We start from the raw sequence: 16,339 nt of genomic DNA on the forward strand, positions 1-16,339 counted from the left end.
TGACAGGGCCAGTTTACTACGAGATGTAGTAGTTGCCCGGTGGCTCAGTGCAGGAACAGCGACACCGGCAGGGCGACCAGGGCCGTCGCCAGGACCAGCGCGGTCGCGCCCGGCAGCCGCCCCGGCCGGCGGGTCGCCAGCAGCCGCTGCAACCGGGCGTCGAGATCACCGTCGGCGACCCCGAGTGCACCGACCGGGGTGACCCGGGCGCCGGCGCTGGCGAACCGCAGCAGCGCGGTCGCCAGGGGGCCGTCGGCGTGCAGGCGTCGGGCCTTGTCGTCGGCCCGCATCTCGACCAGCAGGGCGACGGCGTCGTGCGCCGCGCGCACCCAGCGGACGCCGGGGAGGGCCCGGCAGAGCGCGGTGAAGGGGAGCAGCACCAGGTCGTGCCGCTCGTCGGCATGTGCCCGCTCGTGGCTGAGCACGGCGGCGAGCTGCGCCCGGTCGAGCAGGCTCAGGGTGCCGGCGCTGACCACCACCTGCGGGCGTACCCCGGGCAGGCAGTAGGCGGCCGCGCTGGGGTGGTCGAGTACCAGCGCGCCGGGTGCCGCCGGGTCGTCCCGGGCCACCAGGGCCAGCACGTCCCGGTGCCGGCGCTGGGCGCGCAGCGCGCCGAGCAGGCTGCGTACCGTCGAGCCGAGCAGCACCACCGTGACGCCCACGCCGACACCGACCAGCCCGAGATGGGTCACGCCCAGGCCGGGCGGCAGGTCACCGCCGCCGAGCAGGTCACCGGCGAGGGACCGCAGCGCGGACCCGGTGCCCTGACCGTACGGGGCGAGCCCGAGCGAGATCGGCAGGCCGATCGCGGAGAGCCCGAGAGCCAGCCCGACGAACTGCCAGCAGACGATCGCGACTCGGGGACTGTGCCAGGCCCACCCCGCGCCCAGCCGGCCGGAACGGGCCAGCACCTGCGCGGCGAGATAACAGGCCAGCACGGCGAGCGCGAAGCACGCGGCGTAGCGCATCGGTTCAGACCTGCCGCTCCGCGGCCGACGGGCGGTCGGTCGCCGGCGAGGTGTCGTCGGCCTCCCCGGCGAGCGCCGCGCGCAGCACCTCCGCCTCGGTCCCGGTCACCGACCGGGCGAACCGGACCAGCGCGGCGTCCCGGCTGCCGGCCAGGTCCAGGGCGTCGAGCATCAACCCGGCGATGTGCGCCTCGCGGCTGGCCGCCGGCCGGTAGCGCCAGGCCCGGCCCTCCCGCTCGCGCTCGACCATGCCCTTGCCGGCCAGCCGGTCGAGCACCGTCATCACCGTGGTGTACGCCAGCTCACGGCCCCGCAGCGCCTCGGCCACCTCGCGTACGGTCGCCCCGGCACCGGTGCCCCGGTCCCAGAGCACGTCCATCACCGCACGTTCGAGATCACCGAGTCGCGTCACGCGGCGAGTCTACTACCCTCCGTCGTACGTCAGCTCGCCGCCACAGCAGGTGTTGGCAAGGGGCGCTTCTACGCGACAGCAGACGATTCGCGGGGGCCCTTCCTTACCCGCCCTTGGGGTGCCAGACCGTCTTGGTCTCCAGCAGGGCGGTCATGCGGGCGATCCCCGGATCGGCGGTCCAGTCGACCGGGGCGGCAGGTGGCCGGAGTACCCGCTTGAGGTTGCCGGCCGCGGCCCGTTCGAGTTCGGTGCCGAACTCCGGGTCGGTGACGCCGGTCAGGTCGAGCGCGTTCACATCCATGTGCCCGGCCAGCCAGGGCGCGGTCTCGGTCGGCCGGCCGGTCAGCAGGTTCACCACCCCGCCGGGCAGATCCGAGGTGGCCAGCACCTCGGAGAGGGTGATCGCCGGCAGCGGACTCGCGTCGGCGACCAGCACCACCACGGTGTTGCCGGTGACGATCGCCGGGGCCACCACGCTGACCAGCCCGAGCAGTGCCGGCTCGGCCGGGGCGAGCACCCCGACCACCCCGGTCGGCTCCGGGGCGGAGAGGTTGAAGTACGGGCCGGCGACCGGGTTGGCGTTGCCGTACACCTGGGTGATCTTGTCGGACCAACCGGCGTACCAGACCCAGCGGTCGATCGCCTCGTCCACCTCGGCGACCGGCACGCCGAGCCCGACGAACTGGTCCCGCCGCCCCTCCAGCATCTCGGCGACCCGGTAGAGGACCTGACCCCGGTTGTACGCGGTCGTGCCCGACCAGCCCCTGACCGCCGCCCGCGCCGCCAGGACGGCGTCCCGGACGTCCTTGCGGGAGGCGAGTGCCACGTTGGAGTTCTGCACCGGATACGACCGCCCCGACTCGCTGCGCGGGAACTTCCCGCCGATGAAGAGCTTGTACGTCTTGCGTACCGCCACCCGTTCAGACATCGAGGTACGCCTCCAGCCCCTGCCGGCCACCCTCCCGGCCGTAGCCCGACTCCTTGTAGCCGCCGAACGGCGAGGTCGGGTCGAACTTGTTGAACGTGTTGGCCCAGACCACTCCGGCGCGCAGCCGATCGGCCATCCAGAGGATCCGGGAGCCCTTGTCGGTCCAGATCCCGGCCGAGAGCCCGTACGGGGTGTTGTTCGCCTTCTCCACCGCCTCGGCCGGGGTGCGGAAGGTCAGCACCGAGAGCACCGGCCCGAAGATCTCCTCCCGGGCGATCCGGTGTGCCTGGCTGACCCCGGTGAAGATGGTCGGGGCGAACCAGAAGCCCCGGTCCGGCAACTCGCACGGCGGCGACCAGCGCTCGGCCCCCTCGGACGACCCGATCTCGCTCAGCGTCCGGATCCGGTCCAGCTGAGCCGACGAGTTGATCGCGCCGATGTCGGTGTTCTTGTCCAGCGGGTCGCCGACCCGCAGCCGGGCCATCCGGCGCTTGAGCGAGGCGAGTACCTCGTCGTACACCGATTCCTGGACCAACAGCCGGGAGCCGGCGCAGCAGACGTGCCCCTGGTTGAAGAAGATGCCGTTGACGATGCCCTCGACGGCCTGGTCGACCGGGGCGTCGTCGAAGACGATGTTCGCCGCCTTGCCACCGAGTTCCAGGGTGAGCTTCTTGCGGCTGCCCGCCACGGAGCGGGCGATCTGCCGGCCGACCTCGGTGGAGCCGGTGAAGGCGACCTTGTCGATCCCGTCGTGTTCGACCAGCGCCCGGCCGGTCTCGCCGGCTCCGGTGACGATGTTGACCACGCCGGGTGGCAGGTCGGCCTGCTGGCAGATCTCCGCGAAGAGCAGCGCGCTCAGTGGGGTGGTCTCGGCCGGCTTGAGTACCACGGTGTTGCCGGCGGCCAGCGCGGGGGCGATCTTCCAGGCCAGCATCAGCAGCGGGAAGTTCCACGGGATGACCTGGCCGGCCACCCCCAGCGGGCGGGGGGCGGGACCGAAGCCGGCGTACCCGAGCTTGTCGGCCCAGCCGGCGTAGTAGAAGAAGTGCGCGGCGACCAGCGGGATGTCGACGTCCCGGGACTCCCGGATCGGCTTGCCGTTGTCCAGCGACTCCAACACCGCCAGCTCGCGGGCCCGCTCCTGGACGATCCGGGCGATCCGGAACAGGTACTTTGCCCGGTCCCGGCCCGGCATCTTCGCCCAGACCTCGTCGTACGCCCGGCGGGCCGCCCGGACCGCCCGGTCCACGTCGGCCGGGCTGGCCGTGGTCACCTCGGCCAGCACCTCCTCGGTGGACGGATTGATCGACTTGATCTGGCCGCCGTCGCCGGACTCGACGTCGAGACCCTCGCCATCGACGAACTCGCCGCCGATGAACAGCCCGTACGACGGCTTGAGGTCCACCACGGCGCGCGACTCTGGCGCGGGGGCGTATTCGAACATGTTCAGTCCAGGGTGAAGTAGTCGGGACCGGAGTAGACGCCGGTGCTCAGCTTGGTGCGCTGCATGAGCAGATCGTTGAGCAGGCTGGAGGCGCCGAACCGGAACCGGTCCGGGTGCAGCCAGTCCGGGCCCGCGGTCTCGTTCACCAGTACCAGGTACTTGATGGCGTCCTTGCTGGTCCGGATCCCGCCGGCCGGCTTGACCCCGACCTGCCGCCCGGTGGCGTCCCGGAAGTCCCGGACCGCCTCCAGCATCACCAGGGTGACCGGCAGGGTCGCGGCCACCGGCACCTTGCCGGTCGAGGTCTTGATGAAGTCGGCGCCGGCCAGCATCGCCAGCCAGGAGGCCCGCCGGACGTTGTCGTAGGTGACCAGCTCGCCGGTCTCCAGGATGACCTTGAGGTGGGCGTCCCCGCAGGCCGCCTTCACCGCGACGATCTCGTCGTAGACCTCCTGGTAGCGGCCGGAGAGGAAGGCACCCCGGTTGATCACCATGTCGATCTCGTCCGCCCCGCCGGCCACCGCCGAGCGGGTGTCCGCGAGCCGGACCTCCAGCGGCGCCTGCCCGGACGGGAACGCCGTGGCAACGCTCGCCAGGTGCACCCGGGGCGCGTCCCCGGCGGGTCGGTGCACCCCGGGCGCGTCACCGGCCGGTGGGACGGTCCCGCCCCAGAGCGCCTCGGCGGCCACCGGGACCATCGTCGGGTAGACGCAGAGGGCGGCGACCGGCGGGCAGGACGGGTCGGCCGGGTCCGGGCGGAGCGCCTTGGCGGCCAGCGCGCGTACCTTGCCGGGGGTGTCGGCGCCCTCCAGCGTGGTCAGGTCGACCATCCGGATCGCCAGGTCGATCGCCCACGCCTTGCTGGTGGTCTTGATCGAACGGGTACCGAGCATCGCCGCCCGCTGCTCCGCGCCCACCTGGTCCACCCCGGGCAGGCCGTGCAGGAAGGTCCGTAGGGCCCTCTCGGAGCGCCCCACCTCGGTCAGGTCGGATCGCGCCGACGTCGCTGTCGCCGTCATGCGGGCAAGTCTACGCACCGATCCGCACCTGTGATCTTGGCCATAGCCACCCGCTGGCCGTCGCCCGCTGCCCGCCGACGTCCGGCATCCGGTGCGCTCCGGACCCGGCGACCAGGGGCCCGGAAGCCGGTGACCAGGGGAGGGTCCGGCCCGGGGTTGGCGGTAGGTTGAGCGACCGTGGACGTACTCGTGGTTGACCATCCCGTGGCCCAGACGCGGCTGACCGTGATGCGCGACGCCCGGACCGACTCGGCGTCGTTCCGTGCCGCGCTGCACGAACTCACCACCATGCTGGTGTACGAGGCCGCGCGCTCGCTGCCGGTCGAACAGTTCCCGATCGACACCCCGGTGGCAGCCACCCAGGGCATCCGGCTGGCCAACCCGCCACTGCTGGTACCGGTACTCCGGGCCGGGCTCGGCATGGCCGACTCGGCGCTCGGGCTGCTGCCCGAGTCGTCGATGGGCTTCGTCGGGCTGGCCCGGGACGAGCACACCTACGAGCCGCGTGCCTACATGGAGTCGCTGCCGACCGACCTGACCGGCCGACCGGTACTGGTACTCGACCCGATGCTGGCCACCGGCGGTTCGCTGGAGCACTGCTGCCGGCTGCTCGCCGACCGGGGCTGCACCGACATCACCGTGCTCTGCGTCCTCGCCGCGCCGGCCGGCATCGAGCGGCTGGACCGCTCCGGTCTGCCGCTGCGGCTGGTCACCGCCGCGATCGACGAGCGGCTCAACGACCGGATGTTCATCGTCCCCGGCCTCGGTGACGCCGGAGACCGGCAGTTCGGCGGCATGCCCCGGTTCTGACCGCCGGGGGTTGGCTCTGACCGTCCGGGGGCCGGTTCTGACCGCCCGTCCCGGGGCCGGTTCTGACCGTCCGGGGCCGGCGCTGATTCCGTGTCGGTCGGTCCGGTGTCGCGCCGATCGGTATCGATTTCGGCGCGGCCGGCCCCGGTCCGGCCGGGACGCATGCGCGGCTGGCCCGGAACGGCTACCGTTCCGGGCCATGACAGGTGTTGGGTTGGCCGAGGAGTTGCTGCTGCTCGGCTACGACGATGAGTCCGGCAAGGCGACCGGGTCCCGGATCGGCCTCGACCTCGGCATGGCCGCCGCCGTGCTGGTCGACCTCGCGCTCGCCGGCCGGGTCGCCTTCTCCGACGGTTCGATCGTGGCCACCGATCCCACGCCGACCGGCGACCCGGTCGCCGACGACGTGCTCGCCCGGATCGCCGCCGACACCCCGCACACGCCGGCCTCCTGGGTGCAGCGGCTCCGGCACGGGCTGCGCGACCGGATCCTGGCCGGCCTCTGCGCCCGCGGCGTGATCAGCGACGTCGACGAGACCGAACTCGGCCACATCCACATCCACCGCTATCCGGTGCGGGACCCGTCCGTGGAGGCGGAGATCCGGCGCCGGCTGATGGACGCGTTGACCGGGGAGGCCGTACCGGACGAGCGGACCGCCGCGCTCGCCGCGGTGATGGCGGCGATCCGGGTACAGCCCAGCCTCGGGCTGACGGGCCCGGCGGCCGAGGATGCCCGGAAGCGGCTGACCGAGATCGCCCGGGGCGCGGGCTTCACCGACGGGGGGAGCCTGGAGGAGTCGACCATCCGCCCCTCGGTGGCACTGGTGATCGCCGCTCTCTCCCGGGCCATCGACGCCGCGCTGGGCAGCCGGACCTGAGCGCCGGCCGCCGCCGGCCGGCGGGGATCGGCGGCTGACGGCCTACCAGATGCCGAGGGCGGCGGCGGTCTCGGTGCGCAGCGCGCGGACCGAGGCGGCGGCACGCTCCCGGGCCGCCGGTACGTCGCCGTCGACCACCGGCTCCACCACCTCCAGGTACGCCTTCAGCTTCGGCTCGGTCCCGGACGGCCGGACCACCACCCGGGCCGAGTCGGTACGCAGGATCAGCACGTCCGCCTCCGGGTTCAGGTCCCGCACCGAGGTCACCGGCTCGTCGAGCAGGGTCTTCGGGGTCCTGGTCCGGATGTAGGTCATCGTGGTCCCGATCTCGCTCAGGTCGTCCACCCGGACCGAGAGCTGGTCGGTCAGGTGCACCCCGAACTCGCCGGCCAACTCGTCCAGCCGGTCGGCCACGGTCCGCCCCTGCTCCTTGAGTGTCGCCGCAAGCTCGGCGAAGGTGAGCGCGGCGCTGATCCCGTCCTTGTCGCGCACCTGGTCCGGGGCGACGCAGTAGCCGAGCGCCTCCTCGTAGCCGTACACCAGTTCGGCGTCGCCGTTCTCCGCCCGGACGATCCACTTGAACCCGGTCAGCGTCTCGCCGTACGGCAGGCCGCGCGCCGCGCACAACGCGCCGAGCAGGGACGACGAGACGATCGTGCTGGCGTACAGGCCGGTGCGGCCCTGCCGGGCCAGATGGTCGGCGAGGAGTACGCCCACCTCGTCGCCGTGCAGCATCCGCCAGCCGCGTACCCGGTCGGGGATGGCCACCGCGCACCGGTCGGCGTCCGGGTCGTTCGCGAGCGCGATGTCCGCCCCGATCTTCTCGGCCAGCGCGATCAGCCGGTCGATCGCGCCCGGTTCCTCCGGGTTGGGACATGCGACGGTGGGAAAGTCGGGATCCGGCTCGGCCTGCTCGGCCACGATTCCCGGCATCGCGAACCCGGCCCGGGCGAAGACCGAGGTGAAGACGGCGGCACCCACCCCGTGCAGCGGGGTGTATGCCACGGTCAGCCCGCGCGGCCCGTCCGGCGCGACCACCCCGGCGGTGGCCCGGACGTACCGGGCCACCACGTCGTCCCCGAGTACCTCTCCGGGCTGGCCGAGCGGTACCGCGGCGAGCGGCCCGACGGCCTGGATCGCCGCGGAGATCTCGGCGTCGACCGGGGGCACGATCTGCGCCCCGGCGCCCCGGGGACCGCCGGTCGAGGCGCCCAGATAGACCTTGTAACCGTTGTCCTGCGGCGGGTTGTGGCTGGCGGTGACCATCACCCCGGCGACCGCGCCGAGGGCCCGGACCGCGTACGCCAGCACCGGGGTGGGCAGTGGCCGGGGCAGCAGCAGGGCCGGCCGCCCCGCGCCGGTGGCCACCCGGGCGGTCCGCTCGGCGAACTCCTTCGAGCCGTGCCGGGCGTCGTACCCGATCACCAGCGGCCCGGGTGCGCCACGGCCGGCGAGCCAGCCGACCAGACCGGCCGCGGCCGCGGTGACCACGGCCAGGTTCATCCCGTTCGGGCCGGCCCGCAGCGGGCCTCGCAGCCCGGCGGTGCCGAAGGTGAGCGGTCCGGCGAACCGGTCGGCCAGTTCGGCCCCGCTCGCCGGCAACCGGTCGAGCACTCTCCGCAGTTCCTCCCGGGTCGCCGGGTCGGGGTCGTCGTCGAGCCATGCCTGGGCCCGGGCTCGTAGCCCGGCCAGTTCGTCGGGGGACCCGTCCGGGGTTACGTGGTCCGGGGATACGTCCGGCTGGTTCGGTTTCGCCGCCATCGGACTGTGATAGCACGTCGACCGTCCCCGGACGCAGTCCGGCCCCGTCTCCGGCGTGGTGTGCGCCGGGGCGGGACCGGGTCGGAACGGGTCAGCCGGCGCCGGTGAGCCGGAACGACTCGACCATCTCGTCGAAGATCGGCCTGCTCTCCTCGAACCGCTCGTCCGGGGTGGTCAGATAGAACGAGTACACCTTGCCGCCCTGGACGGCCCCACGCCATATGCCGTGCCGTTGCTCGCTGCCGCTGCCGCAGGTGTACTCCAACTGCGCGGCGGGCTTACCGCCGAGTTCCTCATCCGTCAGGTCCACCTGGCGATAGGGCTTGGCGCAACTCCTGCTGTTCTTCAGGCCGTTTGCGGCGATCTCGGCCCAGCGGCGCGAGCTGTCGCCCTTGAACTCCTCGACCAGGACCCGGACCCGTCGTCCGCTGTCGTCCGGGTCGGTGTAGTCGATGTAGACGGCCTTCTTCGGAGCCGCCTTCTTCCAGTCCTTCGGCACGTTGACCGAGACACCGCGTTCGGCGTGCGATTTGGTGGGAAAGGCCGCTGGCACCTTCACCTCGGGCGAGTTTCCGGCCTGCGGGGGAGGGGTGACGACCGGCTCCTCGCCGCCGCCGAGGGAGAGCGCGACGATGCCGATCAGCAGCACCGCGGCCACCCCGCCGGCCACGGCGACCTGCGTCCGTCGGTTCCAGCCCCGGACGGTCCGCAGCGCCGAGTCGCCGGCCTGGCGGGCGCCGGTCAGGCCGCGCCCCAGCCGGCCGCCGCTGGCCGTGTGCACCGTGCCGCCCCGGCCGCCGGGGCCGGGCATCGCCCCGGTCGGCGTACCGAGTGGACCACCGCGCCGGCCGGTCGAGCCGGGCATCGCCCCGGTCGGGGTGTTCAGCGGGTTGGCGCCGGCCGCCGGGGGCCGGTTGGCGGCGGCCTCGTGGGCGTTCCGGGCGATCCGGTCGGCCGGGGACTCACCGGGGGCGAGCATTGCCGAGCCGCCGATCTCACCGCTGCTCGGCGGCCGGGTGAACTGGCCCGGCCCGGCTCCGGCCGGCGCCGGTGACTGGGAGCCGGAAGCCGGCTGCTGCCACGGCGAGCGCTGGGACGGCACCACCGCGTACGGGTCGGTGACCATGTGCCCGGCGGCGTTGCTGGCCAGCGGGCCGGCCAGCAGTTCGCGGAGCATGGTGCGGGAGGCGGTGACGTCGAGCCGGCGGGCCGGGTCCTTCTCCAGCAGGCCGAGTAGCACCCGGGTCAGTGGACCGGACCGGACCGGCGGCGCCGGCGGGTCCTCCACCACGGCGTGCATGGTCTCGATCGGGTCGCCCTTGTCGAACGGCGGCCGCCCCTCCACCGCCGTGTAGAGGGTGACGCCGAGCGAGAAGAGGTCGCTGGGTGGGCCGAAGTCCTGGCCCATGGCCCGCTCAGGCGAGATGAAGTGCGGGGAGCCGAGCACCATGCCCGGGGTGGTGAGCTGGACGTCGGTCGGCATCCGGGCCACCCCGAAGTCGGTGAGCACGCACCGGCCGTCGGAGCAGATCAGCACGTTGGCCGGCTTGACGTCGCGGTGCAGCACCCCGATCGCGTGCGCCACCTCCAGCGCGCCGAGCAGGGCGATGCCGATCTTGGAGACCGCGCGCGGCGCGAGCGGGCCGTCCTCGATCACCATGTCGGCGAGGCTGCGCGCGTCGAGCAGCTCCATCACGATCCACGGTCGCCCGCCCTCGGTGACCACGTCATAGACCTGCACCACCGCCGGGTGCTGGAGGGCCGCCGCGGCCCGCGCCTCGCGGAGGGTGCGTTCGTACATCGCGTCGCGGTCGCTGGGTGCCAGCCCCGGCGGGAGCACGACCTCCTTGACCGCCACGTCGCGGCGCAGCAGGGTGTCGGCCGCGCGCCACACGGTGCCCATGCCGCCGTGGCCGACCGCCGCCCGCAACGAGTACCGACCACCGATGGTGATGCCGGGTGCCGCACGTCCGTTGGTGGGATTGGCCGGTCCGCCACTCCACGTCGGGATCTGAGTCACAGAAAAGCCACCGGAGAGAATCGAGGGGGCACAGGACAGAACCCCCCTATATTGCGGGTTCCGACCGCAGAAGGGAAAGACAACCGCCGGACTTGCCGAGAACTCGACCGTACGTGTCGTTATCCTCACTCAGGGTTCGTCTTTGTCGACGGTGAGTGCCGGTCCGCTCACCCGGCCCGACGGCCGGGCCGAGCCGGCCGAACCCTTTCGGGCGCACCATCCGGCCCAGCCGGGTCGGCCCAGCTCAGACGCGTCGCCAGATCGGGCCTACCATGCGGTTCATGAGTGAAGGCCGGTCGAGCGAGTCGGGTTTCCCGATCAAGACGATCTACGACGCCGCCGACGTACCGGAGGGTTTGGACGCCCGGCTCGGTGCGCCCGGCGAATTCCCCTACGCCCGGGGCGTCTACCCGACGATGTACACGTCGCGGCCGTGGACCATGCGCCAGTACGCCGGCTTCGGCACCGCCACCGAGTCGAACGCCCGCTACCACCAGCTGCTCGCCGCCGGCACGATGGGGCTCTCGGTCGCCTTCGACCTGCCCACCCAGATGGGCTACGACTCCGACCAGCCGATCGCGCAGGGCGAGGTCGGCAAGGTCGGCGTGGCGATCGACTCGATCGACGACATGCGGGCCCTCTTCGCCGGCATCCCGCTGGACCGGGTCTCCACCTCGATGACCATCAACGCCCCCGGCTCGGTGCTGCTGCTCCTCTACCAACTGGTGGCGGAGGAGTCCGGGGTGTCCGGCTCGGCGCTGAACGGAACGATCCAGAACGACATCCTGAAGGAGTACATCGCCCGGGGCACGTACATCTTCCCGCCCAAGCCGTCGCTGCGGCTGGTCGCCGACACCTTCGGCTACTGCCGCAAGGAGGTGCCGAGGTGGAACACCATCTCGATCTCCGGCTACCACATGGCGGAGGCCGGGGCGACCCCGGTGCAGGAGATCGCCTTCACCCTGGCCAACGGCCTCGAGTACGTCCGCGCCGCGATCGCCGCCGGCCTCGCCGTGGACGACTTCGCGCCCCGGCTGTCGTTCTTCTTCGTGGCCCGGACCACCCTGCTGGAGGAGGTGGCGAAGTTCCGGGCCGCCCGGCGGATCTGGGCCCACCTGATGCGGGACGAGTTCGGCGCGCAGAACCCGAAGTCGCTGATGCTGCGTTTCCACACCCAGACCGCCGGGGTGCAGCTCACCGCACAGCAGCCGGAGGTGAACCTGGTGCGGGTCGCCGTGCAGGGCCTGGCGGCGGTGCTCGGCGGCACCCAGTCGTTGCACACCAACAGCTTCGACGAGGCGATCGCGCTGCCCACCGAGAAGGCGGCCCGGCTGGCGCTGCGTACCCAGCAGGTGCTGGCGTACGAGACCGACCTGACCGCCACGGTGGACCCGTTCGCCGGCTCCTACGTGGTGGAGTCGATGACGGACGAGATCGAGGCCGGGGTACGCGAGCTGATGGGCCGGGTCGCCGAGTACGGCTCGGCGGTGGAGGCGATCGAGGCGGGCTTCCAGAAGCGCGAGATCGAGGCGTCGGCGTACCGGGTGGCGCAGGAGATCGAGTCCGGTGACCGGGTGGTGGTCGGGGTCAACCGGTTCACCGTCGACGACGAGGAGCCGTACCAGCCGCTCCGGGTCGACCCGGCGATCGAGGCGGCCCAGCGCGAACGGCTGGCCCGGCTGCGGGCCGACCGGGACGCCACCGCCGTCGAGCGCGCCCTCGCCGACCTGCGCACGGTCGCCTCGGGTACCGAGAACGTGCTCTATCCGATGAAGGAGGCGCTGCGGGCCCGGGCCACCATCGGCGAGGTCTGCGGCGTGCTGCGCGAGGTGTGGGGGACGTACCGGCCGAGCGACCGGTTCTGACCCGCCCGCCACCGCCCCGGGACGTCTCCGGCCTGGGCCGCTCGGCCGGGGCAGGTCGGGGCTCCCCGAGGAGTGATCGGCGGTCCGTGGAGTGTCAGGGCGGTTTTTCGGGTAACGGGAGGTTGCCCGGCCCCGCCGGTGGATGACGGACAGCCTGTGCGCGGTCCGTTTGACACCAACTGTCACCCTGGGACGCCCGCCATCCCACCCGGTGGTGCCGCACCGTCACCTGCGCGCAGGACCGTCGGACAACTCGACAAATCGGACGGGCGGCGCTGCTGCCGAGCTTGATCGTGACCGGTGAAACCGTCACGCGTTGTAGGAGGTGTGGCACAGATGGCGGGGTCTGACGGCGGGATAGGCAGCGTTCCGCACGTCGCTCGACGCTCCTACCAGGGATTTCGTGACGCTGTGCTGTCTGATCACTACCAGAACGAGGTTGCGCAGCGTCACCGTCGGCGGTCTAGGCTGTCCGAGTCCCATCCCATCCACAGTGATCGAGAATTCGACGTGACGAGTGCGTTGCAACTGCCCACCGGCAGCCAGCCGGCGTCGTCGGAATCCGAGACGCCGCCCGGGGCCGGGCCCCTGCCCTTCGGGCTCGACCGGATGCTCGACGCCCGGCTGTCCGATCTGATCGCGACCCGCCGGTTCCTGCACGCCCACCCGGAACTCTCCGGCCAGGAGTTCGACACCGCCGCGCTGATCGCCCGGGAACTGGCGTTGGCCGGCCTGGAGCCGCGCCTGCTGCCGAAGGGCAACGGGGTGATCTGCGACATCGACGGGCGGCCCTCCGGGCCGGTGGTCGCACTCCGGGCCGATCTCGACGCACTGCCGCTGACCGACGTCAAGGACGTACCCTATCGGTCCACGGTGGACGGAGCCTGCCACGCCTGCGGGCACGACGTGCACACCACCGTGCTGCTCGGGGTCGGACTGCTGCTGGCTCAGCTCGCCCGGCGGGGCAAGCTGGACGGGCGGGTCCGGCTGATCTTCCAGCCGGCCGAGGAGATCCTGCCCTGCGGCTCGCTGGAGGTCATCGAGGCCGGCGGACTGACCGACGTGACCCAGATCTTCGCCCTGCACTGCGACCCGAACCTGCCGGTCGGCCGGGTCGGCCTCCGGGTCGGCCCGATCACCGCGGCGGCGGACAACATCACCGTCCGGCTCGGCGGACCCGGCGGACACACCGCCCGGCCGCACCTGACCGTGGACCTGGTCGACGCGCTGGGCCGGCTGGTCACCGAGGTACCGGCGCTGGTCAACCGCCGGGTTCCGGCGAACAGTGGACTGCTGCTGGTCTTCGGACAGGCCTCCGCCGGTACCCAGTACAACGTCATCCCGAACGAGGCGATGGCGGCCGGCACGCTGCGGGTGCTGGACCGGGACACCTGGGACCAGGCGCCGAAGATCGTCGCGCAGGTGGTCCGGGACGTGATCGCCCCGACCGGCGCCACCGTGGACGTCGAGTACCTGCGCGGACGCCCTCCGGTGGTAAACGACGCCGGGGCGATCCGGGTGCTGACCGCCGCGACGGCCGCCTCGGCCGGCCCGGCCGCTGTCGCCGAGACCCCGCAGAGCATGGGGGGCGAGGACTTCTCCTGGTATCTGGAGCATGTACCGGGGGCGCTGGCCCGGCTCGGCGTCGGGCGGACGGCCGCCAACGTCGACCTGCACCGGGCGACGTTCGACGTGGACGAGCGGGCGATCGGGGTCGGCGTACGGCTGCTGGTGCAGACCGCGCTCAAGGCGCTGGCGGACTGATCCACCGGCACCGTACGCCGCCCGAACGAAAGGCCCGGACCCGCAACGGCAAGGACTCAGCCGGGCGGGGCCGGCGCCTGGGTCGGGACCGTGGGCGTGCCCCGGGGCGGAGTCGGCGGAGCCGGTGGAGTCGGCCGGGAGCGGCCCCGGAACCGGCGGACCAGCCAGACCACGCCGAACGCCGGCAGGCCCAGCGCGACGGCCCACGGCAGCAGCGCACCCAGCACGGTCAGCAGGATCCGCAGCGACACGACGAACGCCTTCCAGCCGCCCTTCAGCCCGGCCAGGAACCCGGTCGCCGGCTCGTCGTCCTCCGGCGCCTGCGCGTTCGGGCCGAGCAGTACGGCGGTGACCGTGGAGAGCGCGGTCAGGTCAGCCAGCCGGCGCTTCTTCGCCTCCAGCGAGGCGAGGTCCGCCTCCCGCTTGGCCAGCTCGCTCTCCAGCATCACCAGGTCCGACAGGGTCTTCGCCTGGGCCAGCAGCCGCCGGCCGCTCTCCACCCTCGCCTTCTGGGTGGCGATCCGGGCGTCCAGGTCGAGGGTCTCCTCGGTGACGTCGTCGGTCTTCACCTCCCGGCGCAACTGCTCGCCGAGCCGGGCGACCTCGTCCACCACCGCGGCGAACCGGTCGGCCGGGACCCGCAGTTGCAGGGTCGCCTCGGAACGGGACGCGTTACTGGTCCGGTTGTCGCCGCCGACGAAGCCGCCGGCCCCGGTCACGATGCCCACCGCTTGGGCCGCCGCCGCGTCCACGTCGTCCACCCGTACCGTGACGGAGCCGGTGTAGACGATCGCCCGCTGGCCGACTCCCAGTTCCGTCGGGGGTTCCTTCGCCGGCTGGCCGGCCCGGGGTTTACCGTCACCGGCCAGCGGCACCTCGGCCACGCCGGGCTGTCCCTGCTCGGCGCCGCCCGCGGCCGGTGCGTCCGCGACCGAGCTGCCGGAGCTGCTGTCCCGGCCTTCGGCACCGCAGCCGGCCAGCACCAGGGTGGCAGCCAGTGCCACCGCACCCAGCAGTCCAGCCCGGCGGCGACGAGCCGCTCCGGGCATGGTATCGCTCTGTCTGGTCATGTTCCCTCCCGTTCGTCCGCCCCCGTGGAGGCGTTCCGTCAGACGCGCCGCGAAGTCGCTCCGGTTCCGGCAGACTGCGCTGGGGACATCACGATTCGGTGACCGGGGAGTCTCGATGCGACGGTCCAGCTACGGCCACGTGTGCGTACGAGTGGCGGACGGCACCGAGCGCTGTCCACACCGGACCGGTCGGCCCCTGCGAACCGCTGGCGACTGAACCCGGAGGATCGAGAGAATGCCCGGCCTGTCCCGTGACCTCGTCGAGCGGCTCTACGCCGCTCCGCCGGACGGCTTCGTCGCCGCCCGCTCCGAGGCGGTCGCCGCGGCCCGGGCCGCCGGTGACCCGACCACCGCTCGGGAGATCGCCAGGCTGCGCAAGCCGACCGTGGCCGCCTGGCTGGTGAACCTGCTCGCCCTGCGCCGCCCGGAGCTGATGGCCGAACTGGTCGAACTCTCCGCCGCGCTCCGCGGCGCCCAGCGGGAACTGCGCGGCGACCGCCTACGGGAACTCTCCGCCCGGCGGCGGGGCGTGGTCGGCGCGCTGGTCGGCCAGGCCCGGGCGCTCGCCGAGGAGGCGGATTCCCGGCTGGCCGCCGGAAAGCTGCCGCTGGCCGAGGTGGAGGCGACGTTGAACGCGGCGCTGGCCGACGTCGAGGTCGCCGAGCAGGCCCGGTCCGGCCGGCTGGTCCGGGCGACGAGCTACGCCGGCTTCGGCGAGGTACCCCGGCCGCAGCTTCGGCTGATCGTCGGCGGCCCGGACACCGACGAGCTGACCGGGGACGTCGTCGACGTACCGGTCGAGGATGCCGCCGAGGAATCGGCCCGGGCCACCGGCGACGGGTCCCGGGCGGCGGGTGGTCGGCGTGCCGGGGGAGGGGTGGCCCGACCCGGTGGTGCGGGTGGGCAGCGGGCTACCTCCACGGCCGACCGGGCGGCCGCCCGGACAGCCCGGGCCGAGGAGTCCGCCCGGGCCGCCCGGCGCCGTACCCTGGACCGGGCGCTGGCCGAGGCGCGTAACCGGCAGGAACAGGCAGAGGCGGAGCTGGCGGCGGCGGTGGCGGCCGAGCGGGACGCCGCTGCGGCGCTGGCCGCGATCGAGTCCGAACTCGCCGAACTGGAACGACGCAGGGCCGCAGCCGAACAGGACTCCGGGCGGCGCAAACTCGCGCGACGGGCGGCCGAGCGGACGGCGGTTGCCGCCCGCCGCCGGACCGGCGAGGTGCAGGCGGCGGTCGAGGCGATGGCGGAGGACGGCGACGACACGCCCTGACCCGGCACCGGTTCGCGGGCCGACCGGGGCGTGCCCGGCGAGTCGTCCGGCGCGGCTGAGGGCCGGGGCTGCCGAAATCGCGGTCCGCGGGGCAGACTCAACCGGGTGACGCGGGCGGAACCCGGAACTCA

General features: G+C 73.1%; 13 protein-coding genes. 5 read left to right on the forward strand and 8 right to left on the reverse strand.

Annotated features, from left to right (window positions below; translation table 11 throughout):
- Positions 1-44: 44 nt before the first annotated feature.
- The 5 genes from ABNF97_RS07020 to deoC form a co-directional block, all read right to left on the reverse strand.
- The gene (locus ABNF97_RS07020; protein ID WP_349338011.1) at positions 45-968 is read right to left on the reverse strand and encodes a M56 family metallopeptidase; all 924 of its coding nucleotides are present in this window, start codon (positions 966-968) and stop codon (positions 45-47) included.
- A gap of 4 nt (positions 969-972) precedes the next feature.
- Positions 973-1,380 (reverse strand): BlaI/MecI/CopY family transcriptional regulator, encoded by a 408-nt coding sequence (locus tag ABNF97_RS07025; protein ID WP_130464998.1) that lies wholly within the window; start codon positions 1,378-1,380, stop codon positions 973-975.
- A 103-nt stretch (positions 1,381-1,483) separates the two neighbouring features.
- On the reverse strand, positions 1,484-2,308 hold the full coding sequence (locus ABNF97_RS07030; protein ID WP_349338012.1) for an aldehyde dehydrogenase family protein: 825 nt from the start codon (positions 2,306-2,308) through the stop codon (positions 1,484-1,486).
- Positions 2,301-3,752, reverse strand: a complete 1,452-nt coding sequence (locus ABNF97_RS07035; protein WP_130466316.1) for an aldehyde dehydrogenase family protein — start codon at positions 3,750-3,752, stop codon at positions 2,301-2,303. The genes ABNF97_RS07030 and ABNF97_RS07035 overlap by 8 nt, the downstream gene beginning before the upstream one ends.
- A 2-nt stretch (positions 3,753-3,754) precedes the next feature.
- The gene (deoC, locus tag ABNF97_RS07040) at positions 3,755-4,771 is read right to left on the reverse strand and encodes a deoxyribose-phosphate aldolase (protein WP_130464996.1); all 1,017 of its coding nucleotides are present in this window, start codon (positions 4,769-4,771) and stop codon (positions 3,755-3,757) included.
- Positions 4,772-4,948: 177 nt separating this feature from the next.
- On the opposite strand from deoC, the gene upp reads away from it, so the two are divergent.
- Positions 4,949-5,581, forward strand: a complete 633-nt coding sequence (gene upp / locus ABNF97_RS07045; RefSeq protein ID WP_130464995.1) for a uracil phosphoribosyltransferase — start codon at positions 4,949-4,951, stop codon at positions 5,579-5,581.
- Positions 5,582-5,780: 199 nt separating this feature from the next.
- A complete protein-coding gene (locus ABNF97_RS07050; protein WP_130464994.1) occupies positions 5,781-6,458 on the forward strand; it encodes a GPP34 family phosphoprotein in 678 nt (225 codons plus the stop codon).
- 42 nt (positions 6,459-6,500) lie between these two features.
- Here the strand turns inward: ABNF97_RS07050 and ABNF97_RS07055 are convergent, their stop codons facing one another.
- Both ABNF97_RS07055 and ABNF97_RS07060 read right to left on the reverse strand, forming a co-directional pair.
- Positions 6,501-8,219, reverse strand: a complete 1,719-nt coding sequence (locus ABNF97_RS07055; protein WP_349338013.1) for a phospho-sugar mutase — start codon at positions 8,217-8,219, stop codon at positions 6,501-6,503.
- A gap of 91 nt (positions 8,220-8,310) precedes the next feature.
- On the reverse strand, positions 8,311-10,239 hold the full coding sequence (locus tag ABNF97_RS07060; RefSeq protein WP_130464992.1) for a protein kinase domain-containing protein: 1,929 nt from the start codon (positions 10,237-10,239) through the stop codon (positions 8,311-8,313).
- 281 nt (positions 10,240-10,520) lie between these two features.
- Here ABNF97_RS07060 and ABNF97_RS07065 point away from each other — a divergent pair, with 281 nt between their 5' ends.
- Positions 10,521-12,104 carry a methylmalonyl-CoA mutase family protein gene (locus ABNF97_RS07065; RefSeq protein ID WP_130464991.1) on the forward strand — a complete coding sequence of 528 codons (1,584 nt, stop codon included), beginning with the start codon at positions 10,521-10,523 and terminating at the stop codon, positions 12,102-12,104.
- A gap of 510 nt (positions 12,105-12,614) precedes the next feature.
- Complete coding sequence (locus ABNF97_RS07070; RefSeq protein ID WP_349338014.1) at positions 12,615-13,868, forward strand: amidohydrolase; 1,254 nt, start codon at positions 12,615-12,617, stop codon at positions 13,866-13,868.
- Between the two features lie 56 nt (positions 13,869-13,924).
- Here the strand turns inward: ABNF97_RS07070 and ABNF97_RS07075 are convergent, their stop codons facing one another.
- Positions 13,925-14,938, reverse strand: a complete 1,014-nt coding sequence (locus tag ABNF97_RS07075) for a DUF4349 domain-containing protein (protein WP_349338015.1) — start codon at positions 14,936-14,938, stop codon at positions 13,925-13,927.
- A gap of 235 nt (positions 14,939-15,173) precedes the next feature.
- Between ABNF97_RS07075 and ABNF97_RS07080 the strand changes: the two genes are divergently transcribed.
- Positions 15,174-16,208, forward strand: coding sequence for a hypothetical protein (locus tag ABNF97_RS07080; protein ID WP_349338016.1), 1,035 nt, complete (start codon positions 15,174-15,176; stop codon positions 16,206-16,208).
- Positions 16,209-16,339 lie beyond the last annotated feature (131 nt).

Source organism: Plantactinospora sp. B6F1, from assembly GCF_040120695.1.
In the GTDB taxonomy this organism is placed as follows: domain Bacteria; phylum Actinomycetota; class Actinomycetes; order Mycobacteriales; family Micromonosporaceae; genus Plantactinospora.